The organism is Pirellulales bacterium, from assembly GCA_035533075.1.
Lineage (GTDB): Bacteria > Planctomycetota > Planctomycetia > Pirellulales > JAICIG01 > DASSFG01.
Genome location: DATLUO010000084.1, coordinates 17,818 through 43,574, shown reverse-complemented (window position 1 = coordinate 43,574; position 25,757 = coordinate 17,818). Strand labels below are relative to the sequence as shown.

Genomic DNA, 25,757 nt, shown 5'->3' with positions numbered 1-25,757 from the left:
CGAAAAAATTGAGGGTAACCTGGAAGACAGACTGCTGATCCACTACATGCCTCCGTGCGCGGCCTTAAGGTGACGGTACTCAATACCTTAGAGCCTCCCGGAGGCATATTTATTCCCGCGGCCATGAATAATCCGGGCTAGCCAAACCGTGCTCCGTTTCCACCTCCCGCTCATCGAACCGGACGTGCGGATTTCCCGCATCCGGCTCTCGGAACGGACAACGGGTCAGAACGATTTGTGTGGAGCGGGGCCAGTAGCGTCGTGACGAGGCTCGCGACGCACCGTGTTCTTTGGCAATCCATTCATAAGCAAAGCAGCTGCAAGCGGTCCGATCGGCTGCGTCGGCGCCCGCCGCTAATCGCGGTCGCCGCCGCCGCGCCGGTCGAGCGGCACCGACACGACGCAAGGCAGCAGCAACAGCGTCATCGGCCGCTATTCGCTCGCCGAGACGAATTCCGCCACAACTCCAACTGGGAAACCGACACCAACCAGGCCGACACCAGCCATTCCACCAGCACCGAGTACGACAACAGCACGACCAGCGAAAACGGCAACGAGGTCACCGGCAGTTACAGTAACAACGAACAAGGCTCGTCCAGCGGCACGCTGTGGAGCGTCGAATACAACCAAAGCTCGACCACCAGCATCTCGCAGAACGAAACCGGTACGACATCGGCCAGCGAAAGCGGCAACAACGTAACCGGCGACAAGAGCGGCAGCTCTTACGATACCAGCACCACGACCATGTACCCGGCCGAGACCAATTTGGGCGATATGGTCGGCCCGCCCGTGCTCTCCGTCACGGCCACCGAAACCGATCAATCGACCGACAGCACCACCTACTCGGGTAACGACGTCACGGGCTACACCAGCACCAGCTCGCACGCCACCGACACGCTGAGCCGCCCGGAGAGCATCAGCGACGCCTCGTCCGACACCAGCGGCTCGAAATACTCTTGGACCACCGTCGACACCAGCGAGACAGCCAACTCGATCACGGGCAGCTTCAGCCTGGTCGAGAACACCAACGCCTCGTTCTCCAACGCCGAGACCGACACCAACAGCGGCCTCTCCACCAGCAATACCGAGACCGGCAACTCGACCGACACCGTTCATCGTTCCGGCAATTCCATCGCCGGCAACTATTCGCTCTCCGACGTGTCGAACTCCAGCACGACGGTGCTGGAAAACGACACGGTGGGCGCGGTGACCACCACCGCCACTACCTACCAGAGCGACTATTCCAGCGTCTCGTCGAGCGGCAACGACGTGACGGGCGGTTCGACCTCCAGCGAGACCGGCAACAGCAGCGCCACGCTCTACCAGAGCGATGCATACGGAGGAAGCGACGGCGACAGCCAGACGATCACCACGCTCGCCTCCAGCTCCTCGACCGGCAGCGACAACTCCATCACGGGCAGCTTCACGCTCAGCGAATCGAGCAGCACGACGACCACCACGCACGACAGCGGGTCGCGGGCCGGCAACAGCTACAGCGACTCTGCGACCGACACCAGCACGACGGTCAGCAGTTACCAGTTCGGCAACGAAATCACCGGCTACGGCAGCTCCAGCGAGACCGACACCGACAGCAGCACGCTCACGAACATCGGCAACAACACCAGCGGCAGCTACACGATCGTCCAGACCGACAACTCGACGACAACGGTCTACAGCACCGACAACTCGATCGTGGGCACTTCTTCGACGACGACCTACGACAGCGACACGAATTCACTCAACCAGGCGAGCCAGGACGGCACGACGAGCTTCAGCCTGTCGTCGAGCGACACGACCAGTTCCACCGCGACCGAGACGGGCAACACCATCAGCGGCGATTATTCCAGCACCACCAACGAGGTGGAAACCACCTCGCTGAGCCAGGGTGGCACTGATTCGGGCGGCAGCTACACGGTGACCTCCAGCAGCACGCAATCACCCACGATCTATGAGAGCGGCAACAATCTCAGCGGCGACTACACTTTCAGCGAATCGCCCACCCAGGGCTATTCGTTCAACGAGTCGGTGCACTCCGGCTCGGCCACCTTCACGCTGGCCGAAACGGGCAGCAACGGCTACTCGCTCACGCAGTCCGGCAGCCACGTCACCGGGCAATACACGCTGAACGAGGGCGGCAACGACGGCTACACGATCACCGAAAACGGCAGCGATGCGAACGGCGCCTTCGGTCAGTCGCTCAGCGGCAGCGACAGTTATTCGACGAACGAGACCGGCAACGAGCTGAGCGGGCAGTTCGGCCGCACGATCAGCGGCGGCGGCAACGACACCCTGGCGGAGACCGGCTATCTGGCCAATCTGCCTTACAACAGCACGCCGGCCACCAACTACACGGTCACCGAGACGGGCAACTATTTGTCGGGCGCGATCGATAACTTCGCCGAAACCGGCATCGACCGCAACGGCCTGCTGGCCTACTTCAACAATAGCTCCAATGCCACCAGTTCGAACGGCCCCGGCGACCTTGATTATTCGCCCGTCGGCCCGGCAGTCCACGTCGGCGGTACGCCGTACTGGGGCGCTGGCCCGTCGGCGAATCTGGCCGCCGCCGCCAACGACGCCGCCTTTAACGAGCTTGGGCTGAGCCTTCTGCACGAGTATTGCCTCCCGCGCGGAACGCCGATTGTTCACAACGGCGTTCGGGCAGCGATCGAGGATTTCGTGGCCGGCGGCGAGGTGAGCGCGGCACACGACGCGGATCCGGAGGGCACGATCGCGACCAAGCCGGTGTTGCAGTTCTACGAGAATCAGCCGGCGCGGCTATGGCACATTCGCGTTAATGGGAAGCTGATCCGCATCACCGGCAATCACCCCCTGTACGTCCGAGGCAAAGGCTTTGTGGCGGCGTCGCGCCTGCAGCCGCGCGACGAGCTGCGTTCGTACAGTGGGGTGCCGGCGATCGTGACCAGCGTGGAGGAGAGTGATACAATAGAAGAAGTGTTCAACCTCCGGGTGGCGGATTTCCACACCTACTTCGTCGGCAGTCTGGAAGGCGACATCGCGGTGCTCGTGCATAACACGAGTCCAGAGCCGGTCAACGCCGTTTTTAGGCCAGGGCAGGAACTGCAGATCTCGGGCGGACCGGCCAAGGTGGCCGGCGAAGACCTCCACTTCGCCAAGGCCGGCGAGGAGCGGCGCACCAAGGACGCGATGTTCCGTTCCGGCGATGAAGTGGGTGTGGCGGGTGGGCGTGCCGAGCAGGGCGGGGCCGTGCAGGTCGCGATGTTGCAGGCCGAGCAAAAGGCCGCGACGAAGCGAAAATTCGCGGAAGGCACAGGGCCGGTGAAAATTGTCGGCATTCTCGGCCGTGGTGAGCAAAGCAATCCGACCGGGTTCCAGAAGCAGCTCCGGGATGTCAAAAAAAGCTTCGACGCTAACAGGCCCAAGCCACCGAAGGGGCAGAAGCAACAGGCCCCGGCCGGCATAGAATTTCGCCCGTCCTCCGAGAACACAGCCCCGTTCGACGCGGTCGGTAACAACGAGGAGGAGATTGCAAAAGAGTTGGTGAAGGAAATCCTGGACGACGTTGCCGCGGGAAAACTCAAGGATGAAAATGTGTACCGCCTTTTGCTGGCTGGTTACAGTTGGGGCGGCGACAAGGCGATTAAGGTGGCGAATAAGATTAAAGAGCTGCTCCCCGGCATGATCGCGGAAAGGATTAAGGATCTTCCAGCGAAGTCGAAGGGGGCCGGGTTCATGAAGGAATTCCAAGGCAAATGGGATAAGAAGCTACGTGTCTATTTGTTGACGGAGGACGCGGTCAATAGCACAAACGGTAAGACCGGCGGACCCAGCACGGAGGTGCCGAACGATGGCGCCACGTACGACCGGTTCAACGTGTTCGAGGCCGACGACAAAACCTATGCAGATAACCCCGATGCATTACATGGTGCGAGCTTTCCGGCGTTGGGCAACAACAACGTCGACAAGACGACAAAGCCAGACGACCCAGACGATCCAGAGGCCGCAAAGGCCGCAACGGCGGACGACGTCGGCAAGCATCGTGCTTTACCAGGCCTGGCGCAGAAGGACATTTTTGGCTGGTTGGGGTTGCCGCCCCCTAAAAAGTGACCGCGCGCCGTGGTCGCTTCCGTGCGGATAGCGGTGGGCCTGAGTTTTGAAACGCTTGCCGCGGGCAACAATGCCGAATAGGTCGTTATTCAGGGTGTCATGAAAGCCGTTTCGCCTGTCGCTCCACATACGTTCCGTCCTCAGTACGCCTTGCGGTCGCTCCTCGCACTGGTCACCTTGGCGTCGGTCCCGCTCGCCGTTTGGGCCTCGCGCGAGCACGCCTATCGCGCGCTCGTCGCGACCGTCACGCCGCTCGTTAAGCACGGTCGCGAGGTTTGCGTCGAAAAGGCCGGCCGCGGCGCAGAGTCGTTACGTCGCATTGACAGCTTGGGCAAGCTCGAGCGCCATGACGTTGTTGTCGGCGCGTTTTGCGACATTTCCGATAGGAAAGAGGTTGCTGCGATCCTCGCGTCGCCGACGCTCAAGGAGCTGAGGCTAAGTGAGCCGGGGCGCGACTGGATTCCGGGCTCGCTGACCGAGCTTAGGGAGGCGGGACTCACCGGTAAGGCGGTACAGATCGGCCCGTACGTCACGTTTGGCGACGAGCCCGCGCATGGGGCGATCGATCCAGTGCTGCGCGAGGTTGCCGGTAAGCTGCCGTCGCTGGAGAAGCTCGGCCTCGTGGCCACGAGCATCAGCGGTGAAGGGCTCCGTCATCTGACTGCGTTGCGATCCTTGCGATTACTCGATCTCAGCCGGACGCGAATCTCCGACAGTGACTTGGCACATATTCCCTCGATGCCTGCGCTGGAGGAGCTGAACCTCGACATGATCAGTGCCCACCTACACGGGGATCCTGCCGCACTCGCTAAGCTGCGTGCGACCTTCGGACCCGAGGTGACGAGCGGGCACGAAATCACCGACGAGGGCCTCCGCCGTCTTGCCGGGGCCTCGCGTTTGCGAGTCCTGCGCCTGCGTGAGGCCAAAGTTGCCGGCGTGGCGTTTAGGCATCTCGCGTCTCTCACGCGACTGGAAGAGCTCAGTCTTTACCAGACCGACTTCAACGACGACGGGGCTCGATGTCTGGCAGCGTTACCATCGATTCGAATCCTCGATCTGACTGCGACGAAGATCACGTCCTCGGCGCTGGCCGACATTTCGACGATGTCCCAATTGTCCAGCCTCTCGTTGTGGGCCACCGCGGTAGACGACGACTCGCTGCGCCACTTGGCGAGACTGCCGTGCCTAAGTGGGCTCAGTCTTCGCGAAACGCGCATCACTGACGCGGGGCTTGTGCATCTCGCTGCACTGCCGTCGTTGGAGGTGGTCGATCTGGCCGGGGCAAAATCAATCACCGCGGCGGGGATAGCGCGACTTCAGGCACTCAGGCCGAACCTGAACATAGGAACCACGGGCGGCACGGTCGTCGATTTCGGCAGCACGGCGGTGGGAACTCCGCTTTGGTGATGGTGCGGGCGGTGAGGGTCCGGACAAGGGGATAAGGTGGAACGCAAAACGGAACGCAAAACGGGTCGAACGCAAGGCGAGGCAGAGCAAGACACCCACACTTTTCGCAAAGCGAGTCGCCGGGAGATTCAATGCGGCAGGATGAAGGCCCGAACGGCGCACACGTGTTACTTTGTTCATTTGCGGCATGAGAATAGCTGCAATAACCCGATGGCTGTCGTATCGGCCAATTTGGCAGCCCGACGGCTGACGGGGCGGCAGCGCCGAGCGCGCCGGCCAGGCTCTTTGAAAAGTTGGTTGTTGTCAGTGGTCAGTGGTCCGTGGCGAGTTGGCCACCTTCAAATCAGAGGTCGATTTCGTCGGCTGGCGTTTTTGAACGTAGCAAACCTCCGCTGCACGGCTGCTACGTCTTTCTCGCGGCTTTTTTCGAAGGCTGCCAAGTGTGTTCGAAGGCTGCCAACGTTTGCAAAAGTCGGTGTTCATCGCTCTGCCTCGTTCGGCGCGAATTGGCCATCTTCGAAAATGCCCTGAAGGCGCCGTTGTAGAAACGGATGTGGCCGCGTTCCGTCGCGGAAGCGCAAAATCTTTGGCGACAAGGGTTTGCGACTTATCCGTTGGAGGGGTGTCATCCGTCATCCTCCTCACTTTGGCAGCGTGCTGCCAAAGTGCCTGCGGCCCGTTCGTCTCCGGCGACAGGCCGCCAAGGCGACACGCGTGTCGCATGGGCGCGGAGTAAACGGCTTTCCTCTCGCTCCAGCGAAAGGGCCACGGTCGGCACTTTGGCCGCGCGCGGCCAAAGTGCCTGCGGCCCGTTCGCCTCCGGCGACACGCGCCGAGGCGACACGCGTGTCGCATGGGCACAGAGTAAACGGCCTTCCGCTCGCGGAGCGAAAGGGCTACGGTCGCCAAATGCGCCGCGCGCGGCGGATGCCTGCCGCTTCCAGGTGCGCTTGCTAGAATACATCATCGCCCTTGAGTCAACCGATCCGGAAAAGGATGCTTTATGGCCGACGATTCCACAATCCGCCTGTCGATGCTCGATGCCGACGTTGCCGCGCTCACGCTCGACGCGCCGAAGAAGGGAGCCAACGTCCTATCGCAGTCGGTGCTCGACGAGCTGGAGCAGCACCTCGATCAACTCGAAACCCGCGGCGATCTGGCCGGGCTGGTGCTGCGTTCCGGCAAGCCCGGCATCTTTGTGGCCGGGGCCGACTTGCGGGAGTTCGTGGCCGCCAAGAACCCCACGCACGAACAGACCATCGGCATCGCCAGCCGCGGCCGGAAGCTGTTTGAGCGGCTGTCGCGGTGCCCGTTCGTCACGGTGGCGGCCATCGACGGCATCTGCGTGGGCGGCGGGGCCGAATTGGCCATCTGGTGCGACCGGCGGATCATGAGCACCAGCCCCAAGGCCCAGTTCGGCTTCCCGGAAGTCAAACTGGGTCTGTTCCCCGGATGGGGCGGCACCGTGCGGGCACCGCGCATCGTCGGCCTGGGCAACGCGGTCGAGATGATCACGAGCGGAGAACCGATCGACGGACGAACGGCCATGCAAATGGGCCTGGTTTCCGACCTGGTGCCCAGTGAACGCCTCGACGCGGCGGCCGTCGCCTTGGTGCGAAGCGAGGCGACAACCAAAGAATACCTGGCCGACCGCCAGCGTTGGCACAAGCCGGTCGACATCGACGAAACCGAGCTGGGCTTTCTAGGCGCCACGGCCTCGGCCTATATCCAGGGCCAGACCAAGGGGCACTATCCCGCGCCGCTGGCCGCGCTGGAAGTGTTGCTCGGCTCGGCCGGCCTCGACGCCGACGCCGCGGGCGAGGCCGAAGCCGAAGCCTTCGCCGGACTGTTCGGCACGCCCATCAACCGGGCACTGATCAACGTCTTCTTTCTCAGCGACCGCAACAAAAAAGACACCGGCGTGGCGGCCGCCGTCAAACCCCGCGAGATCAAATCGGTCGGCATCTTCGGGGCCGGCATCATGGGTTCGGGCATCGCCGCCGCGGTCGTCAAGCGCGAGCTGCCGGTCACGCTCAGCGACGCCGTCGTGCCCGCCCTGGCCGGCGGCGTGCAAAAGATTCTGGAAGAAGTCTCTTACAACAAGCAGACCAAGGGGAGCGATCCGCAGCGGATGCTCAAGTTCGCTCCGCTGGTCAACGCCACCACGGCCGACGCGGAATACAAGAACTGCGACCTGGTGATCGAAGCGGTGGTGGAGAACCCGAAAGTCAAAGGCGAGCTGTATCAACGCATCGAGCCGCTGCTGGGGGAGCAGACGATTCTGGCCAGCAACACGTCGGCCATTTCCATCGGCCGGCTGGCGGAAAAGCTGAAGCGGCCCGAGCGTTTTTGCGGCATCCACTTTTTCAACCCGGTGCGCAAGATGCCGCTGGTGGAAGTGATTCGCGGGCCGAAGACGAGCGACGAGACCGTGGCCACCGCCGTCGCCTTCGCCAAGGCGGTGGGCAAATCACCGATCGTGGTCAACGACGGACCGGGCTTTCTCGTCAACCGTCTGCTGCTCCCCTACATGAACGAAGCCTTGGAGTTGATCTTGGACGGAGTGGAGATCAAGGCCATCGAATCGGCGGCCAAGACGTTCGGCATGCCGATGGGACCGATCACGCTGTACGACGTGGTGGGCCTCGACACGGCGTACTACGCCGGGCAAGTGATGCACGAGGCGTTCCCGGACCGGATCGGCGAATCGCCTTTGTTGGCCGCGATGGTCAAGGCCGGACGGCTGGGGCAAAAAACGGGTGTCGGGTTCTTCGCCTATAAGGACAAAAAGGAGGGCCGCGGCACGCCCGACCCGACGCTCGCCGATGTCGTGAAGCCGCTGATGCGCGGGCAAACCAGGCTCCGCGAGCAGCAGATCATCGAGCGGTTGTTCTTGCCGATGGTGCTGGAAGCGACGCGGATTTTGGAAGAGCAAAAGGTGCGCGACCCGCGCGACGTCGACCTGGGCCTGATTTACGGCATCGGGTTTCCGCCGTTCAAGGGCGGGCTGTTGTTCTGGGCCGACACGCTGGGGGCCGCGAAGATTGTGGAGATGTTGAAGCCCTATCAATCGTTCGGCAAGCGGTATCAGGCAACGCCGATGTTGGAGCGGCTGGCGAAGGAGGGTCGGACGTTTTATGGGGAGTAGAAGACAATTCGGCATCGAAAGTCGTCCGGGAGTTTCAGCATCGGCGATTTCGTTACCTCGCGCCGCATTGAACACCTCGATTGCGCTCTCGAAGCGCAGCGCGCATTCTGGCGGTTTCTTGGCAAAGTCGTCGCGGGGGCATTCATCCTGTTGCTCGGCGCGTTGCTGCTGTTGTTTTGGGGTGCCGGCGCCGCAGCGGTCGGCAGACGATTTGGGCTGTAGAATATAGAGCAAGTATCTTGGAGGTTCTATGAAACGCGCGGTAGTTATCGACGGGGTCCGCACGGCCATCGGCCGCGCGCACAAAGAAAAGGGCGTCTTTCGCGATGTCCGCAGCGACGATCTGGCGGTGGCCGTCATCCAGGCGCTCGTCGAGCGCACCGGTATCGACCCGGCTGAAGTCGAAGACCTGGTGCTGGGCAACACGCAGCAGCAGGGCGAGCAGGGCCTCAACGTCGCCCGCAGCATCGGCCTGATGGCCAACCTCTCGCCGGCCACCGGCGGCACGACGATCAACCGGCTCTGCGGTTCGAGCCTGCAGGCGCTCAACCAGGCCACGCACGCCATCATGGCGGGCTTCGAAGACGTGCAGATCGTGGGCGGGCTGGAGCACATGCACCATATCGCCATGGACGCCGGCATCGACATCAACCCCAAGCTGTTCCATCGCACGTCGAAGGGCGCGCTGAACATGGGCGTGACGGCCGAGTTCTTGGCCCAGACGCAAGGCATTTCGCGCCAGGAGCAAGACGTGTTTTCCATGCGCAGCCATCACCGTGCCGCCGAAGCCACGGCCAATGGCGACTTCAAGAACGAGATCGTGCCGGTTTGGGGCCGCAACGAGGCCGGTGAGCGCACGCTCGTCGAGACCGACCAGTGCATCCGGCCTGATTGCAGCCTGGAGAGCCTGGGGGCATTGAAGCCGGCGTTTATGCCCGGCGTCGGCACGGTGACGGCGGGCAACAGCTCGCCCTTGAACGACGGCGCGGCGGCGATGTTGGTGATGTCGGAAGAGAAAGCCGCCGAGCTGGGCCTGAAGCCGCTGGTGCGCGTGCTGTCCACGGCCGTCGTGGGCGTCGATCCGTGCGTGATGGGCACCGGACCCGTGCCGGCGACCCAGAAGGCCCTCAAGCGGGCCGGCCTGTCGCTGAAAGATATCGACCTGATCGAACTGAACGAGGCGTTCGCGGCCCAGACGCTGGCCTGCGTGCGGATGCTGGGCATCGACGAGGAGAAGCTGAACGTGCGTGGCGGGGCGATCGCCATCGGGCATCCGCTGGGCGCCAGCGGCGCGCGGATTGCGACCACGCTCATTCACACCATGGTCGACCGCGGCGCCACGCGCGGCCTGGCGACCATGTGCATCGGCGTCGGTCAGGGAATCGCCACGATTTTCGAGCTCGTGTGAGCAGGCCTCACTGGATCAGGCAGGTTTCCGTTTACGAGCTTTGCTTTCGGCGTCCGCGCCACTTCGTGAGGTTGTGGGAAAACGATCGGCCAGGGTGACCTGAACGGGCTTTCCTTGGGCTAGTTTTCGGACGTCCTCACGAGAGGCCAATTCCAATTCGTTGAAGGAAATCTCGGTGCCGTCGCCGGGTACGTCAGAGAGCATTGCGCATTCCGTCAGTTTGCGTACGCCGGCAAACACCCACTGTGCCGGCTTTTTGCCCCAGCGGAATGAGCCGCACTCGTCGCCTTCCGCGCTGCGACCGTGTCGCTCGGCCTTTTCAAACGCTTCCTCTTCGCTCGCGGCGCCGATGAGAACAATGTTCTCCCAAACAGGATGTTGTTCTTGGACCGTATCTTTGAACTCGACGAACATGACCAAGTGCGCGGCGTACCAACTCATGTTGAACTCCTCTTCCGCTTATTTCGACAGCCGAGGTATTTTTGCGCCATAAGAATATCAACGGCTCGCCGAACGTCGCCTGCCTGCTTGGCTTCGGTGAGCCACTTGCCAAGAATAGAACATACGTCTTTGCCGCTTCGTTTGGCTTCCCGCTTGGCGGCCTTGGTAATGTAATTCTCCCCGCCCTCTCGACTTTTCGTCATAATTGCGGGCAGCTCATCAATGGCGCACGTCTCACGGGTTCCGTACTCTAATCGTATCCGCACAGCGCGGTGGTTGTCAAAATGCGCCAGCCGCGGGGCAATCATTGCCGTCTTCAGATCGTGCGTTGTCCACGGCTTGGCACGGACGATGCACCTCCCTTACTGCCATGGCCCAGGCAACCCTTTCCGCTGCACCACCGCGTACCATCCAGACCGATGTGCCCGCGCGCCTCGACCGCCTGCCTTGGGGCCGGTTTCACTGGCTGGTGCTGTTTACCTTGGGCATCACCTGGATTCTCGACGGCCTCGAAGTGACGCTGATGGGCGCGATCAGCGGCATTCTGCGGCATCCCGACACGCTGGCTTTCACCAGCGACGAAATCGGCTTCATCGGCACCTCCTATGTGGCCGAACGCAAGTCGCTGGAAGAAATCGCCTTGCCCTTGTCCAGCGACGATTAATCAAGCCAGCAAGGCCTCGATCGCCCTTCCCTTGCCGTCTTTCGTGACGTGAAACGGCCGGCCCTCGGTGACGTAAGCCGTGTCGGGCGCGATGTCCAACGCGCGATAGACCGTGGCGTGTACGTCGCTCAGCGAGACGGCGTGCTCGACGGGCACCATCGGATGACGCTCGGCCGTCCGGCCATAGACCAGGCCGGGCTTGAAGCCGCCGCCAAAGAAGAGCAGCGTGTTGGCGCTGCTGAAGTGGCCGTGAAAGCCATACATCTTCTCGCTCTCGATCAGCAGGTCGTCGCCCGACTGCTGCTCGGCGAAGCCGATTGGCTCGACGCCCGCCTTCGGCTGATTGGCGATCGTGCGGCCGAATTCAGTGGCCACCACCACCAGCGTCCGCTCCAACAGGCCGCGGTCGGCCAGATCGCGGATCAACTGGGCCAGCGGGCCGTCGACCTGCTTTTTCAACTCGACGATGCGAGTGGAGCCGTCTTCGTGCGTGTCAAAACCTTTGAAGGCGCCGTATTGATACTCGACCTGCACGAACCGCGCGCCAGCTTCCACCAGCCGGCGGGCCACCAGCAGCCCATGCCCGAAACGGCGGCCAAAATAATATTTCTTGTCTTTCACCTGCTCGGCCGTAATCTGCGGCTCGTAGGCGGCAATGGTGGCCGCCCGCTCCTGTTTGACGTAGTCGAGCGCCAGTTTGACCGGCGAATCCATCATGGCACGGGCCTGGGCCATCACCCGCAGATAATCCTCGACCTTGGCCGAGTCTCGCAAGCTGCCGCCGGATGCTCGCTGCACCTCCTCCAGCATCTTCAGCCGCCGGTCGAGACGCTCGACGGTCATGCCGGCGGTCGCGCTCAGCGTCGCCAGCCCGCGGACGGGGTTGGGGATCATGAGCGGAGCGTGCTTCGGGCCATAGAAGCCCGGCCCGATATATTCGTTGATGAACTGCTTTTCGGTGTCGCTGGTGTCGATGTCGCGGCCAAGGTAGATGTACGGCGGCACCTGCGGATTCCGCGGCCCCAGGGTGCGGGCCACCGCGGCGCCCATGCTCGGCGCCTTTACGCCGACCGGAAACAGGTAGCCGGTCATCATGTAATACTGGGCCTTGAGATGGACCGCGCCGAACTTTGTCTCGTTCGTCAGGCTGCGCAGCACGGTGGCGTGGTGCATGACCGAGGCCATCTGCTCCAGCCCGGCACCGATCGAGAGTCCATCCACCGTCGTAGGAATCGACGGGCACGTGCCCAAGAGTCCGCTCCCTTTCATTCCTTTTTCGTAGGGAGTGAACCGCTTGGGATCCCAAGTGTCGGCCTGGCACACGCCGCCGGGCAGCCAGACGAAGATAACCGCATCGGCCTTGGCCACCAGCGGACGCGCGGCTGCCGCCAGCGACGGCCCGGCCAGCCCGGCGGCCAGGCCCGCTTGAAGAAAACTGCGGCGGTTGAATGTCGGTTCGTGTCTGGTCATGGCACGTACTGGAACTCCGGCGAACAAATCAACACCCATAACAAATCGCGGATTGCCTCTTCCTGCGAGGCATCGTCGGCCAGCCATCGCGCGGCGAACTTCTTCTCTTCGGTCGTCGCATGCCGGCTGAGAACCTGCAAATAAAGTTGATCCACCAGCCGCCGCGGGTCGTGACGCACGGCGGGCTTCAACGAAAGCTCCGTATCCTTGAGCACCTCGTGCAATTCAGGGCCGTTCAAAAGCTCCAAGGCGGAGACGACGCCAAAATCGTCGGACCGAGAGGTGCTGATTTCGTTCCGCGAATCGGGGCGGCCCAGTGCCCGCATGAGCGCCGTCGACCGGGCGTCGAGGTAACAGCGCTGTTGCGGACCGAGCTTGCCGGAAAGCGCCATCCGCACGCTGTCGAGCTGTTGCTCGGCCGTCAGCCGTCGCAAGGCGGGCGAACGGAAATAGCGCGGCGCGGTGCGATCGGCGGCGTCGAAATGATCTTCCAAAGAACTGTCGTAGCGGTGCTGATAGGTGCGGCTCGATAGAATCAGCCGGACGGTGTGCTTCAGGTCGCAGCCGTGCTCGACGAAATCGTAGGCCAGCCAGGCCAGCAAATCGGGATGACTGGCGGGCACATCCTCGCGAAAATCGTCGGCCGGCTCGATCAGGCCCAGGCCCAGATAACGCTTCCAGAGCCGATTGACGATCGTCTGCGCGAACCGCGCGTTCAACGGATCGACGAGCAGCCGGGCGGCCAACTGCAAGCGGCCGTCGAGATCGCCCGGCACGGTCTGGTCCGCGCCGGCGAACTCGAACGGAAAACGGGCCGGCACGGTCTTGCCCAGGTGTACGTCGCACCGCATCAGCTCCAGGTCTGCGGGTGCAAACAGGCTGGCGAAACCGACAAACCGCTGCTGCGTCCATTCGGGGTTGTCGAAATGGTCGTGGCAGCTCGCGCACTTCATGCTCGTGCCTAGAAATACCTGGCCAATATTGGCGGCCGTCTGCAACGTGACGGTATGGTCTTCGTTGCGGACGTACTCGATGGCGTATTTGACGCCGAACAGGTCCTCGGTCACTGCCCGATGCCGCCGCGGCATGCTGGGGTCGATCAGCTCGGCCAGCATGACGTCGTAGGGCCGGTTCTCTTTGAGACTGTCGTAAATCCACTCGCGGTAATTGCCGCGCGTGGGGATGCCTCCCTGGCTGAGCACCGGCTGGCTGGCCAGGGCGTCTTCCCAGAACGGCGTCCAGTGTGCCGCGTAATCGGCGTCGCGTGCCAAGAGTTGATCGATCAGTTCCGCCCGTTTTTGCGGCGAGCGATGGGCCAGAAAGCGGTTCACTTCCAGCGGGCCGGGAATGACGCCGGTCAGGTCGAGATACACGCGTCGGCAGAAGGTCGCGTCGTCGCACAGTTCGGGCGGCCGGCTGGCCTGGCGTAATTTCGCGGCCTGCCAGCCGGCATAGATGAACCGGTCGAGGGGATTCAAGTTGACGGTTTGCTTGCCGGTTGGCGACCAGGCGACCTTGGGCGGCGACGGCGGTGCCGGCAAGAGCTTCAGCCGCTGCGCGCGTCGCTCGGTGATCGCTTGCTCGGCGGTCGCATTGCCGGAAACGGCGGCCCGTGGCGCGTCGCTATTCTCGACCGCCGAAGCCAGGTCGGATCGCACGGTGAAAGTGGCAACGATGAGTGATATCGACAAGAATCGCAGCATTACAATGCGGCTTGCTTGGCCATCGCTTCGAGCTCGGATCGGACCTCGTGGTTCCGACAGGCAACCGCCTCTCGGTCAGGCCAAGGACAAGAACAGGCCGTGAAACTTTGTTCGCCGAAAGCGGCGACTTGGTCGGCGGGCGTCTCCCTGTAGTAGGCCGCCATCAAATCGGACAAGTCGCTGTAGTAAATGCCCCTGCGGTGCAGTTCCTCCGTGACGGGGCCCTTAAAAGGGTCGGTCGTCGCTTCGCGGATAAATACGCTCAAAAAACTTCGTTCATAGTCGGTGAGCAACATGGCTATTCGCGGCTATTCTCATACGTCGGCCCGTTGATATCCGAATCGGCCAGAATCAGGTGCTCGACGGTGAACTTGGGCTTCACTTTGCCGTCGGCCTTCATCGTCTGCGGAGTGTAGCGCACGTACTGCCGCTGGAAGGGATCGTAAAAGCGGTCGCCCTTCTGAAAGATCGGCCGATACTCGGTCATCTCGCCGAACCAGGGCGGCCCCACGACCTGGGCCGGAATCCAGTGCCCGCGGCCCTGTGAATCGAGCAGATAAAACTCCGGATAGTTGTGGCCCTCGACCCATACGCTGCGTGCCACCACTCCCGACAGCCGGCACATGCTCACGAACAGGGCGCTCATTTCCTCGCAGTCGCCGCAGTGATGCTCGATGGCGAACAGCGCCCCGCGGAAATCGCCGTTCTTGAATTCGACGTTGTCGCGGGTCCACTGCCAAAAGCCCTTCACCCGGTCCCAGGCATTCTCTCCGGCATGTTCCTTTTCCAGTTCGCGCGTGAGGCCGACGATCTTGGGGTGCTTCATTTCGAGGCCCGGCGCGTCGTTCTTGACGAATTGATCGCGGACGTCCGGCGGGGGACCGTGCGGCAGGGTCAGGTCTTCCGTCGGCGAGGCGAACTCCATCCGCCAGCGCGTGATCTCATAGAGCAGTTCCACGCCGGCCGATTCGCCCGCGGGAATCATCGGCACCGTGAATTTCATCGTGGCGCACTGGCCGCGCTTCACGGTCTCGCTGTACTTGGCCCCCGACGTGACTTTCGGGCTGCCGATCATCCGTGCCCGTTGCTCGGGCCAGTCCATCGGAACAGGTGCCACCACGACGACGTTGCGGCTCTCCGCATCTTCAGGCGCTTCAACCTTGGCGACGATTTTCAGCCGGTACGTCCGCGGTTCCAGCAATTCAATGGCCGGATCGGGACTGACGCCCGGTTTGATCGCTCCGGGCTTGGCGGGCCGGGCTGGCTTGTCATCGGCTTCCTTCTTGCTTTCCTCGGCTGACGAGTCGGCGGCATCTGTGGCACTGCTATCGTCGTGCGCCGCGGACTTTTTGGCCGGCGACGGAGCTCGTTCTTTCGCCCATGGGGCCGACGCAAGACACAACAAGGCGGCCAAAAAAGCAGCCGGCGTGAAAGTGGGTTTTGTCATACAAGAGTACCGTGGCTGGTGAGTGAAACTGGGCAATATACCCAGTATGTTGCAGATTGGCCGCGGTATCCAGAGGTTTTGGCGGCAACGCGGCGATTTTCAGGGGACGTCAAACCAACCAATTCTACCTTCCAGCCAAGGGAAGGGTGACGCCTTCGGCGGGTGGCGAAAGCGGGCGTTCTCCGAACAGGACCGGTCGCATGGCCGCCAACAGTCGGGGCGAATCGAAATAAGGATCGCAACCGTGCCGTCGACCGATGATCGACGCCGCGTCGATTTGCACGGTTTTGCCGGCGTTTTGTCCGAGCCGGCTCGTTGCAATGCCGGTGACGCCTACGGCCTCCACCCGGCTGCGACGTCCATAAAGCCAACGATACCGGTTGAGCACGCTGTCATCGTGATTGTTGATCAGCAGCAAGCGGTCGACCTCCTCCAACGACCGATTCAGCTTTCGTCCGGGCAATAACCAGTCATTATCGATGGCCGCCGAAATCAGCACGACATCGAGCGGCCTGTGAAAAGCGGGGACGGAACTCTCGGTCTGCAAATTGCGAAGCCGCGCATCCGCACGCAGCTCAAGTGCTTCCATGACGATTCGGGCGCCAAAACTGGTGCCCAGCAGCGAAAGCTTGCCCGGCAACGACATCGCGTCGAGCCAGCGGGCAAGGCAATTCGCCACTTGGGGCGTGCGCGCGGCCTTGAGGCGCACGTCTTTGATCGCCCCCAAATCGGTCTCATCGCTCGGCCACGACCAAATGATGAAGCGCACGGCGACGTTCGCCTCCAGATCGGCGGTCAGTCGGCGATAAATGGATAACCCCAAGGATTGCGTTTGCGAGGCGGAGTATCCGTTGCCCAGCACCAGCAGACAATTCGCCGCGGATGTCGTCGAACCGCGAAAGTCTTGCTGACGGGAAGCCGACCAACCACGGGTTGCACGGTACCGCGAATACCTTAGCCGGGTCAGGTCGCCGTCGGTACTGGGCGCGACGTTGCGGCAGCTTACCAGCCAGACTTCGTCGCCTGGGCGACGCGGCGACGCGGACAACTGCTCCTCGACCGGCGGTGCGTCAGCCGCTCGCGCAACACAAACCTGCTGTCCCGCCAGAGCGATTGCAATGACTGTAGCGACCGCGCGGAAATTGCGCTTCGTGCCGAGCAGGCGAAAACAACGACGACCCATAAGGGCGTATTTCGACCGCTAACATAGCATCTGTGAAGCACCTGACCGACGCGAAGCATCTCGACGAAGATGCGGCGTTTAGCGTGGCCGTACCGCCTGCCTGTGACGTACAACCGGCAGGTTAGCGACTGCGCCTGCTGAGCTTTCGCCTCGGCCGAGAGCGAAACAGATGCCAGTTTGACCGGTCCAGGCCTCAGCCTGGAGGCGGTGGTCTAATCGCCGCTGCCAAGCTCTTTCCTGATTTCTTGAATCAGGCGAGCTTCAACGGCTAGCGCGCGCTCGTTGCCGATGCCCGTAACCAGCCTTTCCTTGCCGGTGGTTTTGTGGATGACACGGACAAACGTGACGCTCCGCTTGTCGCCGGCTTTCTGGGCACGGCCAATTTGCGTTACGAATTCGTCGGTATCGTCGGCCATGCCCACAATTCTACCGTCGGCGGGGAGGTTGACTCAACGGATTCTCGCTTTGCGTGAACGCGAAACGCCTGCCATCTTCGCGGCTGTTGGCTGGGGCCATGACGTGCGGCTAGAATGGACGTGATGGCTTTATCACGCCGCTGAGAGAGATCGTTATGCTTAGCCCGTTTCCCGGCATGGATCCGTATCTCGAAGACCCGGCATTCTGGCCGGACTTCCATCTCGAGTTTATTGTCGCGCTGCGAAACAGCCTGCGGCGGCGTCTGCCGGTGAATTACGAGGCGCGCCTCGACGAGCAGATCAAGCTGATCGATGTCTCCTCGGACTCCGAGAAACAAATCAAGCCCGACGTTGCGCTCCTCAGGCGGGAGGCCGAACTGGTTGCTATCGTCCCCGCGCGCACATCGGCCGCGTCACCCGTCACTCTTCCACTATTGATCGAAGAAGAAGAGTATCGTGAAGCCTGGATCGAGATTCGTTACCGTCCCGACCACTCGGTGGTTTCGGTGCTGGAGGTGCTTTCACCAACCAATAAATCGGGGTCGGAACGCATTGCCTATCTCGCTAAACGCCGGGCAATTCTCCGCCAGCCGATTTCGCTCGTGGAGATCGACCTGTTGGTCGGCGGCAGACGCATCTCGCCGCCAGATCCGTTGCCGGACTGCGATTACTGCGTGGTCGTAGCCCGCGCCGACGAACGGGCCAGGTGCGAGGTCTATCCGTCGAGCCTCCGCCAACCGCTGCCGACGTTCCGCGTTCCTTTGAAGCCGCCCGATGGCGATGTCGTCGTCGATCTGCAGGAAGCCTTTGCCGCCGCGTTCGAGCACGGCGGCTACGCGACTTCGATCGACTATTCACAGCCGCCCACTGCGCCGTTGTCTGCGGTGGATCGAGCTTGGGCTGCTGAGCAGGCAGGGCTTAAGGTGCCGGGGCGGTCATAGCAGTTCTCGGTGGTGTCCTAAAGTTGCGTTGGTCTCACGAACGCAGCCATCGTCGTAGGGTGGGACCAACTCAACTTCAGGACACTACCCAGTTCTCCCATGGCTACTTTGATCTCCGACGTTCTGTTATACTGCGAAGTTTCCCGCCCGGCGGGCATAATGCACCTTCCTTTTCTCGACGCGACGAACCAGCCGTGATTATCGTACTGAAGCCCGAAGTTACCGAAAAGCAGATCGAGCACGTGATCGAACGCGTCGAATCGCTCGGCCTGCGGGCGCACCTCAGCCGCGGAACGTACCGCACGATCATCGGCGTGATCGGCGACGAGGCCAAGCTGCAGGTCTCGCCGCTGGAAGCCATCCCCGGCGTGGCCAGCGTCGTGCCGATCTTGCCGCCCTATAAGCTGGCCAGCAACGAGGCCCACCCGGAACCGAGCATCGTGAATGTGGCCGGCGTCAAAATCGGCGGCGGCTTCCTGGCCATGATCGCCGGCCCCTGCGCCGTCGAGGGCGCCGAGCGGATGGATGCGATTGCCAAGGCCATCAAGGCCGCCGGGGCGAACCTGCTGCGCGGCGGCGCCTTCAAGCCGCGCACCAGCCCGTATGCCTACCAGGGAATGGGCGAGGAGGGTCTGAAGATTCTCCGCGACACGGGCGACAAGTACGGCCTGCCGGTCGTCACCGAAGTGATGGATCCGCGCCGCGTCGAGCTGGTCGATCGCTATACCGATATGTTCCAGATCGGTGCCCGGAACATGCAGAACTTCACGCTGCTCACCGAAGTGGGCCAGACGCGCAAGCCGGTGCTGTTGAAGCGCGGCATGAGCGCGACGGTCAAAGACCTGCTGATGAGCGCCGAATACATTTTGTCGGAAGGCAATTCCAGCGTGGTGCTCTGCGAGCGCGGCGTGAAGAGCTTCGACCCGATCACGCGCAACCTGTTCGACGTGGCGGCGGTGCCGGCGACCAAGGCCTTGTCGCACTTGCCGATCATCGTCGATCCGAGCCACGCCACCGGCCGGCCCGATTTGATCGGCCCCTGCGCCTTGGCCGGCGTGGCCGCGGGCGCCGACGGCGTCCACATTGAAGTACACAACTGCCCGGAGGAGGCGCTGTCCGATGGTCCGCAGGCGCTGTTGCCCGAACAATACGCGGCGGTCGTCGCGCAAATCCGGTCGTTGGCGGCGTTGCTGGGCCAGCGGATTTCAACCGTCGAGAAAGAGGCCGCGCGACCGGCCCGTGCCCTGGCCGTTTGAAATGCAAGCGTTTCGGCAGGCGAGTTGAATCGCCGGGCGATGGGCAGAAAAAACTACCTGAAAGAGGTGCTGAGCGTGCGACGTCCCTTTATCGCGGGCAACTGGAAGATGAACCTCAACCGCCGGCAGGCGGTAGAGTTGGCTCAAGCGGTGGCGGCCAGAGCGGCGGAATTCCCGCACGCCGATCTGGCGGTTTGCCCGCCCAGCGTCTATCTGGACGCGGTGGGACAAGCCCTGGCCGGCAGCCGCGTCGGCCTGGGGGCGCAGAATGTGTATCACGAGGCCTCGGGCGCCTTCACCGGCGAGGTCAGTGCCGCCATGCTGGTCGATTTGGGGTGCCGCTATTGTATCTTGGGTCACAGCGAACGGCGGCACATTCTGGGTGAGACGGATGAACAGATCAACCGCAAGCTGCTGGCCGCTTTGGGCGCCGGCCTGACACCCATTGTCTGCGTGGGCGAGTTGCTGAGCGAGCGCGAGGCGGGCCAGACGGCCGCCGTCATTCGCCGCCAGTTCGACGGATCGCTGGCCAAGCTCTCGGAACCGCAGATGCGCGGCGTGGTGATCGCCTATGAGCCGGTGTGGGCCATCGGCACGGGCAAAGTGGCCACGCCCGAACAGGCGCAGGAGGTGCATCTCGACCTTCGCAAGCTGATCGAGGCCCGCTACAATAGCGGGACGGCGCAGGCGGTGCGGATTCAATACGGCGGGAGCGTGAAGCCGAGCAACGCGGCGGAGTTGCTGTCGCAGCCTGACATCGACGGCGCTTTGGTCGGCGGGGCGAGCCTGAAGGCCGATGACTTCCTGGGAATTGTCGCCGGAGCAAGCAACTGATGGTATTGTTTCTTAAGATATTGATTCTGGTCACGTCGCTGTTCTTGATCGTGCTGATTTTATTGCAGCGCGGCCGCGGCGGCGGTCTGGCCGGCGCCTTGGGCGGCATGGGGGGACAAAGCGCCTTCGGCAGCAAAGCCGGCGATGTGTTCACGCGTATCACTTCGGTCGTGGCCGTCGTGTGGATTGTGCTCTGCGTTGGTTTTCTGAAGTACGTCAATTCGCCGACCGACCTGTTCGATCCCAACGCGGGCGGCGCAGCGGCGCCGCCGCCTGCGCAAGAATCGATCGACCGGTCGCCCGAAAAGCCGTCGCCCAAAGGCAGTGGAAGCCCCACGGGGCCGGCCAAGCCGGCGGAGAAGGCCGGCGAGGAGTGAACAAGCGCTGAACTGCCTCTTGCGGTAGGCGATGGGCGTTAGGCGCGGCCCCCTAATAATGCCCCAACGCCTATCGCCTAACGCCTTGAACATGGGCTGGCGCGGACGCCCCCAATCAGGAACAGAACGGAGTGGTGCCTTGCTTCTCAGTATGACCGGCTTCGGCGAGGCGCATCGACAGACCAACGGTGTGGCGGTGGTCGTCGAAGTGCGGACCATCAACAATCGCTATTTCAAGCTCACGCTCAAGTGCGGCGAAGGTTACAGCCTGCTGGAACCGGAGATCGAGAGCGTCGTGCGTCAGCAGATTCGCCGCGGCACGGTGCAGGTCTCGCTGCGGGTCGATCGCGTTCGCGGCAGCGAAGACTACCAGCTTAATCCGGCCGTGCTCTCGAACTATCGCCGCCAACTCCAAGAGCTGAGCGACCAGTGGCAGCTTGGCGAGAGCGTGGGGTTGGCCCAATTGCTCTTGTTGCCGGGCGTGGTGATCGAAAACCCCACCAGCCCGGCCGAGGCCGAAGAAGAATGGCCGCTGGTGCGCGATACGCTCGTGGCGGCGATGGAGAACCTGGCCCAGATGCGGGTCGAAGAGGGACGGGCCATGGCCGCCGACCTGCGGGCCAACTGTCTGGCGATTGCGTCCGAGCTGAAGCAGATCGAATCGCGGGCACCCTTGGTGGTGACCGCCTTTCGCGAACGGCTGACCGACCGATTGCAGGCCACGCTGGCGGAGTTCGCCGTCACGCTCAATCCGGCCGACCTGATCAAAGAGGTGGGGCTTTTTGCCGAGCGAAGCGATATTTCCGAAGAGGTCGTGCGGCTGCGAAGCCATCTGGAGCAGTTCGACACGATCATGGAGTCGCCCGAAAGCTCCGGCCGCAAGCTAGAATTTCTTACCCAGGAAATGTTTCGGGAGACAAACACGATCGGCTCGAAGGCCAACGACGTGCAGATTGCGCGGCACGTGATCGAAATCAAGGCGTCGATCGAACGGATCCGCGAAATGATACAGAATGTGGAATAGGGTTCATCATGACGGGCAAGCTGGTCGTCATTTCGGGGCCGTCGGGTGCTGGAAAGACGACGCTCCTGAAGCGGCTGTATGCCACGGCGCCGGTGCCGCTGGTGACCAGCATCTCGGCCACCACCCGTGCGCCGCGGCCCGGCGAAGCCGATGGGGTGGACTATCATTTCTTGAGCAAAGAGGAGTTTGCCCGGCGGCGGGAGCGGGGCGAATTCCTGGAGTGCTTCGAGGTCTACCAGCGGGGCGACTGGTACGGTACGCTGAAGAGCGAAGTCACCCCTAGGCTGGCCGCGGGAAAATGGGTAGTCTTAGAGATTGACGTTCAAGGCACTTTGGCGGTGGTCGAGCAGTATCCGAAGGCCGTGACGATCTTTGTGCGGCCCAGTTCGCTGGCCGAGTTGGAGCGGCGGCTGCGCGAGCGTGGCACCGAAAGCGAAGCCGCCCTCGGGCGGCGGTTGGAAGTGGCCCGCCGCGAGTTGGCCTCCGCCGACCGCTATCGCTTTCAGGTGATCAACGACGACGTCGACACGGCTTTGAAACAGTTGCGTGAAATCCTGACTTCTCTGGAGAACGAACGAGATGATTGACGAGCTTCGCGAAGAAGCGATCGTGAACAAAGTAGGCGGCCGGTTCAAGTTATCGACCTTGATCCAAAAGCGGCTGGTGGCCCTGAACGCGGGCAGCCGTCCGCTGGTCGACCTGAAGTCGCAAGACAAGCTGGAGATCGTGATCCAGGAGATCCTACAGGACAAGATATTTCTCGACACGTCATCGAACTTGCGCACGGTTGAACAGGCCGAAGAGGCCGGCGGACCGCCCGAGCTCGATCTGACCGACCTGTCCTAGCGCCGCAGGGTTCAGGGTTCAGGGTTCAGGGTTCAGGGTTCAGGATTTTTGGTCTTGGATCCTTCGGTCTTGGGCTGTCGTGCCCGCACGCCCTTTGCGATCCCTCATCCTTCATCCCTCATCCCTCATCTGAACCCTGAACCCTGAACCCTGAACCCTATGACCGGCCGCGAACTGATCATCGGCGTCACGGGCGGAATCGCCGCCTACAAGACCGCGGCCCTGGTCAGCCAATTGGTGCAAGGCGGCGCGGGCGTGTCGGTGGTGATGACGGAGTCGGCCCGGCGGTTCATCGGCCCGCCGACGTTCGAGGCGCTGACCGGCCGCGCGGTGCATGTCGGCGTGTTCGACGAAGTCGGGCATCCTTTGGGGGCGCACATCGACTTGGCGGAGCAGGCCGAGCTGGTTTGCGTGGCGCCGGCCACGGCTAACTTTTTGGCCAAGGCGGCCGGCGGTCTGGCCGACGACTTGTTGAGCACGCTTTTGCTTTCCTTCGCCGGCAAGGTGCTGATGGCGCCGGCCATGAACTGCGAAATGTGGGCCAAGGCGGCCGTGCAACGCAATGTCGAGCAGCTTCGCCGCGATGGAGTGACGATCATCGATCCGGAAGAGGGCTGGTTGAGTTGCCGCAAGCAGGGCGCCGGCCGCATGGCCTCGCCAGAGCGGATACGCGAGGTGATTGTCGAACAGCTTGGCCTTCCGAGGAGCTGACGCCGCATGGTTTTGCCTCGCGTGGTGCATTCGCCGGCACTGGAAGGAAGCTCAAGGAAGCCTTGTTTCGTCAGCGATTTGTGCTGTTGCGTCTCCTGGCAGTGAGATGAACTGCCACAGGTCACCGCAGAAGAAATGATCGATTGTGCGGATATGCTGCCTCAGCAAAGGGTCGGTCTTCATGTTGGGCCGGATGTCGCAGTAATAGACCCCGTCGAGAGGGTTCAACTTGATTGAGTAACCCTTGAAATGGCCCGGCAGAAACGTGGCGTTGATCCCGTACCGGTTTCGACCTTTTCCAACCTTGCGTTGTACGTCATTGAGAAAAATTGCAATGTGGGGAATGCAGGAGTTGGTCAGCTTGCAGTAAAGGTATTTGTCTATGAAGATTTTGTCGAGGCGATCCTTGCTCGAGGTTTTCACGCCGCCAATGACCTTGACGGTTTCCCCTTCCTTGACGATCAGGTCGTGCTGATAGCTCATCTTGAACTGTTCCACGCCGTCGACGGTGATTGGCACCTGCACCGTGCCGGCGGCGCAATCGACGCCCAGCCTCCGAATTAGCAATTGAATCAAACGCTCGAAAAGGTCGCCATTGATCTTCCTGGCGGTGTTCGATCGGTTTGCTGGCAGAGCGTCAAGTGCCGCTCCGATGCATTGCTGGATCGTGTAGATCGCCTTACATATCAGCAGTCGCTGCTCGTCGTTCTCCCTAGGGATCTTCCAAGGTTCCCGTAGGATTTCCAGAAATTCGTTTTCCAATCGCTGCGAATCGGCGGCGGGAACAAAGAGATTTGAGTTCAGCGGTCGCGTAATGTTGAAATGGCCGTCCTGCTTGTATTGGAAGAATTCATAGTGCGTCTCGTTTTGCGATACGATGCGGGCTTGCAGACTGCCGCTCCGCTCGATGAAGTCCAGATAGCTCTGCGCGAACGAGATGTAATCCTGGAGCTTTTCGAATCGCTGCTTGTTCGAGGCCCGCTCCACGAGGTGCCGAAGCGCTAGCGAATGCTTTCGCGGCGTGCGGCGTTCTGCCGGTCCATCTCCAGCCACGCGTCGGCCGTCATTTTGGGAACGCCTTCGATTCGATTTACGGCCCATTCGTTGTATTTCAACTCCAAATCACATGCCAGCCATTTGCGGCCGAGCTGCTCGGCAACGACGATGGTGGTGCCCGAACCGGAAAAGGGATCGAGTACAAGATCGCCTGGCCTCGAGGCCGCCAAAACGAGTCGCCGCAGCAACTCTTCGGGCTTCTGGGTCGGATGCGGCGTTTTCTCGCCCATGCCGTTACAGGTGGTCGGGATCTCAATGACATCTTTTGGTTTCGCGCCAAGCGGGTGCGGTGTCCAGTTCTCACGCTTTGCCCCACTGCCGTACTGACTGGTTTCGGCCTGGGGATGAGAGGGATACTTGAGCGTGTGGTTGCCGTAGGGAATGCGCACTTCATCGACGTTCAGCTTGAACCGATCGGTCTTGCGGAAGTGCAAGATGCTCTCGTGTGACCGGCCCCAATCGTGACCCAGGTTGGCCTTATTACGGTAGTGCCAAATGAGCCAGCGGCAATGCTTGAAAAATCGCGATGCCGGGTGCTTGACGTCCGCCAGAATCTCGGAGAATCCACACACATACATCGAACCGGTGGGCTTCAGGACTCGCGACGCATGCGAGATCCAGCACAGCGACCATTCAATGTACGCTTCCTGACTGTCGAAGCTGTCCCATTCCGCCTTATTCAGGTTATACGGTGGATCGGCAAAGATCAGATCGACCGAGGATGTCGCGAGCGATGCCAGCCAGTCGATCGAGTCGCCCTGATAAAGCTTGCCGTTCGGATGGTCGTAATACAAGCGATGGCCATTCGACGCCGCCGTGATAGCTTCGACCTTGCCCTTGACGACGACGTCCGTCTGGAACAGGAAGGGGGCGTCGTTGTGTTTTCGCTTTATGGGCATGGACCTAGCATATCGTGCCCGTAACCGCTTGCAAATCGTCCGGCAAAGTGCCACCCTGAAGGAGCCTTGTTTCGGCTTCGAAGATCGATTTCGCAGTCGGCTTCTTTACGGTATCATCATGACGCCCAGTGACATCCATCGACGTGCGTTTGTGAGGTGCCTGGCCGGCGGTGCCGCTGGGCTCACCGCGGGCACGGCCGCTTCCGCTGACGACCCAAAGGCAGCCACCGCCGATCTGTCGTCGGTGCCGCACATCGAGCTCTTGCTGGAGCTCGTCCGGCGCGTCGACCCTGAACAGCTTCAGCGCGAGCATCTCGAACAGCTTCACGGCGACCTGGAAGTCAATTTGCAACGCTCCGCGCGACTGAGCGCCTTTGCCTTGACCAATGCCGATGAGCCGGCGCCGACGTTCTCGGCCTGGCGGTTGGAGGGCTGAA

The 25,757-nt window shown here is 62.0% G+C and carries 24 protein-coding genes; 14 read left to right on the top strand and 10 right to left on the bottom strand.

Annotation, left to right across the window (positions count from 1 at the left end; all coding sequences use genetic code 11):
• Window positions 1-261: 261 nt before the first annotated feature.
• The 4 genes from VNH11_11415 (at window position 262) to VNH11_11400 (ending at window position 10,052) form a co-directional block, all read left to right on the top strand.
• A complete protein-coding gene (locus tag VNH11_11415; protein ID HVA46966.1) occupies window positions 262-4,089 on the top strand; it encodes a polymorphic toxin-type HINT domain-containing protein in 3,828 nt (1,275 codons plus the stop codon).
• Between the two features lie 99 nt (window positions 4,090-4,188).
• Window positions 4,189-5,496 (top strand): hypothetical protein, encoded by a 1,308-nt coding sequence (locus VNH11_11410; GenBank protein HVA46965.1) that lies wholly within the window; start codon window positions 4,189-4,191, stop codon window positions 5,494-5,496.
• Between the two features lie 1,003 nt (window positions 5,497-6,499).
• Entirely contained in the window at window positions 6,500-8,644 is a 2,145-nt protein-coding gene (locus VNH11_11405) for a 3-hydroxyacyl-CoA dehydrogenase NAD-binding domain-containing protein (GenBank protein HVA46964.1), read from the top strand.
• A 250-nt stretch (window positions 8,645-8,894) separates the two neighbouring features.
• Window positions 8,895-10,052, top strand: coding sequence for an acetyl-CoA C-acyltransferase (locus VNH11_11400; GenBank protein HVA46963.1), 1,158 nt, complete (start codon window positions 8,895-8,897; stop codon window positions 10,050-10,052).
• A gap of 15 nt (window positions 10,053-10,067) precedes the next feature.
• On the opposite strand, the gene VNH11_11395 is transcribed toward VNH11_11400, so the two are convergent.
• Both VNH11_11395 and VNH11_11390 read right to left on the bottom strand, forming a co-directional pair.
• Window positions 10,068-10,493: a DUF4288 domain-containing protein gene (locus tag VNH11_11395; protein ID HVA46962.1), complete on the bottom strand. Its 426-nt coding sequence runs from the start codon at window positions 10,491-10,493 to the stop codon at window positions 10,068-10,070.
• Window positions 10,490-10,801, bottom strand: coding sequence for a hypothetical protein (locus VNH11_11390; protein HVA46961.1), 312 nt, complete (start codon window positions 10,799-10,801; stop codon window positions 10,490-10,492). Before VNH11_11390 ends, VNH11_11395 begins: the two co-directional genes overlap by 4 nt.
• 62 nt (window positions 10,802-10,863) lie before the next feature.
• Between VNH11_11390 and VNH11_11385 the strand changes: the two genes are divergently transcribed.
• On the top strand, window positions 10,864-11,157 hold the full coding sequence (locus VNH11_11385) for a hypothetical protein (protein HVA46960.1): 294 nt from the start codon (window positions 10,864-10,866) through the stop codon (window positions 11,155-11,157).
• Here VNH11_11385 and VNH11_11380 read toward each other — a convergent pair whose 3' ends face one another.
• The 6 genes from VNH11_11380 to VNH11_11355 form a co-directional block, all read right to left on the bottom strand.
• On the bottom strand, window positions 11,158-12,627 hold the full coding sequence (locus VNH11_11380; protein ID HVA46959.1) for a DUF1501 domain-containing protein: 1,470 nt from the start codon (window positions 12,625-12,627) through the stop codon (window positions 11,158-11,160).
• The gene (locus tag VNH11_11375) at window positions 12,624-14,285 is read right to left on the bottom strand and encodes a DUF1549 and DUF1553 domain-containing protein (GenBank protein ID HVA46958.1); all 1,662 of its coding nucleotides are present in this window, start codon (window positions 14,283-14,285) and stop codon (window positions 12,624-12,626) included. The genes VNH11_11380 and VNH11_11375 overlap by 4 nt, the downstream gene beginning before the upstream one ends.
• Before the next feature lie 44 nt (window positions 14,286-14,329).
• A complete protein-coding gene (locus VNH11_11370) occupies window positions 14,330-14,626 on the bottom strand; it encodes a hypothetical protein (GenBank protein ID HVA46957.1) in 297 nt (98 codons plus the stop codon).
• A gap of 2 nt (window positions 14,627-14,628) precedes the next feature.
• On the bottom strand, window positions 14,629-15,777 hold the full coding sequence (locus VNH11_11365; protein HVA46956.1) for a transglutaminase-like domain-containing protein: 1,149 nt from the start codon (window positions 15,775-15,777) through the stop codon (window positions 14,629-14,631).
• Between the two features lie 124 nt (window positions 15,778-15,901).
• On the bottom strand, window positions 15,902-16,960 hold the full coding sequence (locus VNH11_11360; protein ID HVA46955.1) for an alpha/beta hydrolase: 1,059 nt from the start codon (window positions 16,958-16,960) through the stop codon (window positions 15,902-15,904).
• A 212-nt stretch (window positions 16,961-17,172) separates the two neighbouring features.
• On the bottom strand, window positions 17,173-17,376 hold the full coding sequence (locus tag VNH11_11355) for a hypothetical protein (GenBank protein ID HVA46954.1): 204 nt from the start codon (window positions 17,374-17,376) through the stop codon (window positions 17,173-17,175).
• 155 nt (window positions 17,377-17,531) lie between these two features.
• On the opposite strand from VNH11_11355, the gene VNH11_11350 reads away from it, so the two are divergent.
• The 8 genes from VNH11_11350 to VNH11_11315 all read left to right on the top strand — a co-directional run bounded on the left by VNH11_11350 (window position 17,532) and on the right by VNH11_11315 (window position 23,365).
• On the top strand, window positions 17,532-18,317 hold the full coding sequence (locus VNH11_11350) for a DUF4058 family protein (GenBank protein ID HVA46953.1): 786 nt from the start codon (window positions 17,532-17,534) through the stop codon (window positions 18,315-18,317).
• A gap of 194 nt (window positions 18,318-18,511) precedes the next feature.
• The gene (aroF, locus tag VNH11_11345) at window positions 18,512-19,573 is read left to right on the top strand and encodes a 3-deoxy-7-phosphoheptulonate synthase (GenBank protein HVA46952.1); all 1,062 of its coding nucleotides are present in this window, start codon (window positions 18,512-18,514) and stop codon (window positions 19,571-19,573) included.
• A gap of 39 nt (window positions 19,574-19,612) precedes the next feature.
• Window positions 19,613-20,407, top strand: a complete 795-nt coding sequence (gene tpiA / locus VNH11_11340; GenBank protein HVA46951.1) for a triose-phosphate isomerase — start codon at window positions 19,613-19,615, stop codon at window positions 20,405-20,407.
• On the top strand, window positions 20,407-20,784 hold the full coding sequence (gene secG, locus VNH11_11335; GenBank protein HVA46950.1) for a preprotein translocase subunit SecG: 378 nt from the start codon (window positions 20,407-20,409) through the stop codon (window positions 20,782-20,784). Before tpiA ends, secG begins: the two co-directional genes overlap by 1 nt.
• A 139-nt stretch (window positions 20,785-20,923) precedes the next feature.
• Window positions 20,924-21,808 (top strand): YicC/YloC family endoribonuclease, encoded by an 885-nt coding sequence (locus VNH11_11330; GenBank protein HVA46949.1) that lies wholly within the window; start codon window positions 20,924-20,926, stop codon window positions 21,806-21,808.
• A gap of 8 nt (window positions 21,809-21,816) precedes the next feature.
• Complete coding sequence (gene gmk / locus VNH11_11325; GenBank protein ID HVA46948.1) at window positions 21,817-22,395, top strand: guanylate kinase; 579 nt, start codon at window positions 21,817-21,819, stop codon at window positions 22,393-22,395.
• Window positions 22,388-22,654 (top strand): DNA-directed RNA polymerase subunit omega, encoded by a 267-nt coding sequence (locus VNH11_11320; protein HVA46947.1) that lies wholly within the window; start codon window positions 22,388-22,390, stop codon window positions 22,652-22,654. The genes gmk and VNH11_11320 overlap by 8 nt, the downstream gene beginning before the upstream one ends.
• 159 nt (window positions 22,655-22,813) lie before the next feature.
• Window positions 22,814-23,365 (top strand): flavoprotein, encoded by a 552-nt coding sequence (locus tag VNH11_11315; GenBank protein HVA46946.1) that lies wholly within the window; start codon window positions 22,814-22,816, stop codon window positions 23,363-23,365.
• Window positions 23,366-23,416: 51 nt separating this feature from the next.
• Here VNH11_11315 and VNH11_11310 read toward each other — a convergent pair whose 3' ends face one another.
• Together VNH11_11310 and VNH11_11305 are read right to left on the bottom strand one after the other, a co-directional pair.
• Entirely contained in the window at window positions 23,417-24,418 is a 1,002-nt protein-coding gene (locus tag VNH11_11310) for a hypothetical protein (protein ID HVA46945.1), read from the bottom strand.
• Window positions 24,367-25,320 (bottom strand): DNA methyltransferase, encoded by a 954-nt coding sequence (locus VNH11_11305; protein ID HVA46944.1) that lies wholly within the window; start codon window positions 25,318-25,320, stop codon window positions 24,367-24,369. The genes VNH11_11310 and VNH11_11305 overlap by 52 nt, the downstream gene beginning before the upstream one ends.
• 118 nt (window positions 25,321-25,438) lie before the next feature.
• Here VNH11_11305 and VNH11_11300 point away from each other — a divergent pair, with 118 nt between their 5' ends.
• Window positions 25,439-25,756 carry a hypothetical protein gene (locus tag VNH11_11300; GenBank protein ID HVA46943.1) on the top strand — a complete coding sequence of 106 codons (318 nt, stop codon included), beginning with the start codon at window positions 25,439-25,441 and terminating at the stop codon, window positions 25,754-25,756.
• The last annotated feature ends 1 nt before the right edge of the window (window position 25,757 follow it).

Excerpts from the sequence above, each read along its gene's own strand:
- VNH11_11410 (HVA46965.1), top strand. The coding sequence starts at position 4,189 with ATGAAAGCCGTTTCGCCTGTCGCTCCACATACGTTCCGTCCTCAGTAC.
- VNH11_11405 (HVA46964.1), top strand. The coding sequence starts at position 6,500 with ATGGCCGACGATTCCACAATCCGCCTGTCGATGCTCGATGCCGACGTT.
- VNH11_11400 (HVA46963.1), top strand. The coding sequence starts at position 8,895 with ATGAAACGCGCGGTAGTTATCGACGGGGTCCGCACGGCCATCGGCCGC.
- VNH11_11395 (HVA46962.1), bottom strand. The coding sequence starts at position 10,493 with ATGAGTTGGTACGCCGCGCACTTGGTCATGTTCGTCGAGTTCAAAGAT.
- VNH11_11390 (HVA46961.1), bottom strand. The coding sequence starts at position 10,801 with ATGATTGCCCCGCGGCTGGCGCATTTTGACAACCACCGCGCTGTGCGG.
- VNH11_11385 (HVA46960.1), top strand. The coding sequence starts at position 10,864 with ATGGCCCAGGCAACCCTTTCCGCTGCACCACCGCGTACCATCCAGACC.
- VNH11_11380 (HVA46959.1), bottom strand. The coding sequence starts at position 12,627 with ATGACCAGACACGAACCGACATTCAACCGCCGCAGTTTTCTTCAAGCG.
- VNH11_11370 (HVA46957.1), bottom strand. The coding sequence starts at position 14,626 with ATGTTGCTCACCGACTATGAACGAAGTTTTTTGAGCGTATTTATCCGC.
- VNH11_11365 (HVA46956.1), bottom strand. The coding sequence starts at position 15,777 with ATGACAAAACCCACTTTCACGCCGGCTGCTTTTTTGGCCGCCTTGTTG.
- VNH11_11360 (HVA46955.1), bottom strand. The coding sequence starts at position 16,960 with ATGGGTCGTCGTTGTTTTCGCCTGCTCGGCACGAAGCGCAATTTCCGC.
- VNH11_11355 (HVA46954.1), bottom strand. The coding sequence starts at position 17,376 with ATGGCCGACGATACCGACGAATTCGTAACGCAAATTGGCCGTGCCCAG.
- VNH11_11350 (HVA46953.1), top strand. The coding sequence starts at position 17,532 with ATGCTTAGCCCGTTTCCCGGCATGGATCCGTATCTCGAAGACCCGGCA.
- tpiA (HVA46951.1), top strand. The coding sequence starts at position 19,613 with ATGGGCAGAAAAAACTACCTGAAAGAGGTGCTGAGCGTGCGACGTCCC.
- secG (HVA46950.1), top strand. The coding sequence starts at position 20,407 with ATGGTATTGTTTCTTAAGATATTGATTCTGGTCACGTCGCTGTTCTTG.
- gmk (HVA46948.1), top strand. The coding sequence starts at position 21,817 with ATGACGGGCAAGCTGGTCGTCATTTCGGGGCCGTCGGGTGCTGGAAAG.
- VNH11_11320 (HVA46947.1), top strand. The coding sequence starts at position 22,388 with ATGATTGACGAGCTTCGCGAAGAAGCGATCGTGAACAAAGTAGGCGGC.
- VNH11_11315 (HVA46946.1), top strand. The coding sequence starts at position 22,814 with ATGACCGGCCGCGAACTGATCATCGGCGTCACGGGCGGAATCGCCGCC.
- VNH11_11305 (HVA46944.1), bottom strand. The coding sequence starts at position 25,320 with ATGCCCATAAAGCGAAAACACAACGACGCCCCCTTCCTGTTCCAGACG.
- VNH11_11300 (HVA46943.1), top strand. The coding sequence starts at position 25,439 with ATGACGCCCAGTGACATCCATCGACGTGCGTTTGTGAGGTGCCTGGCC.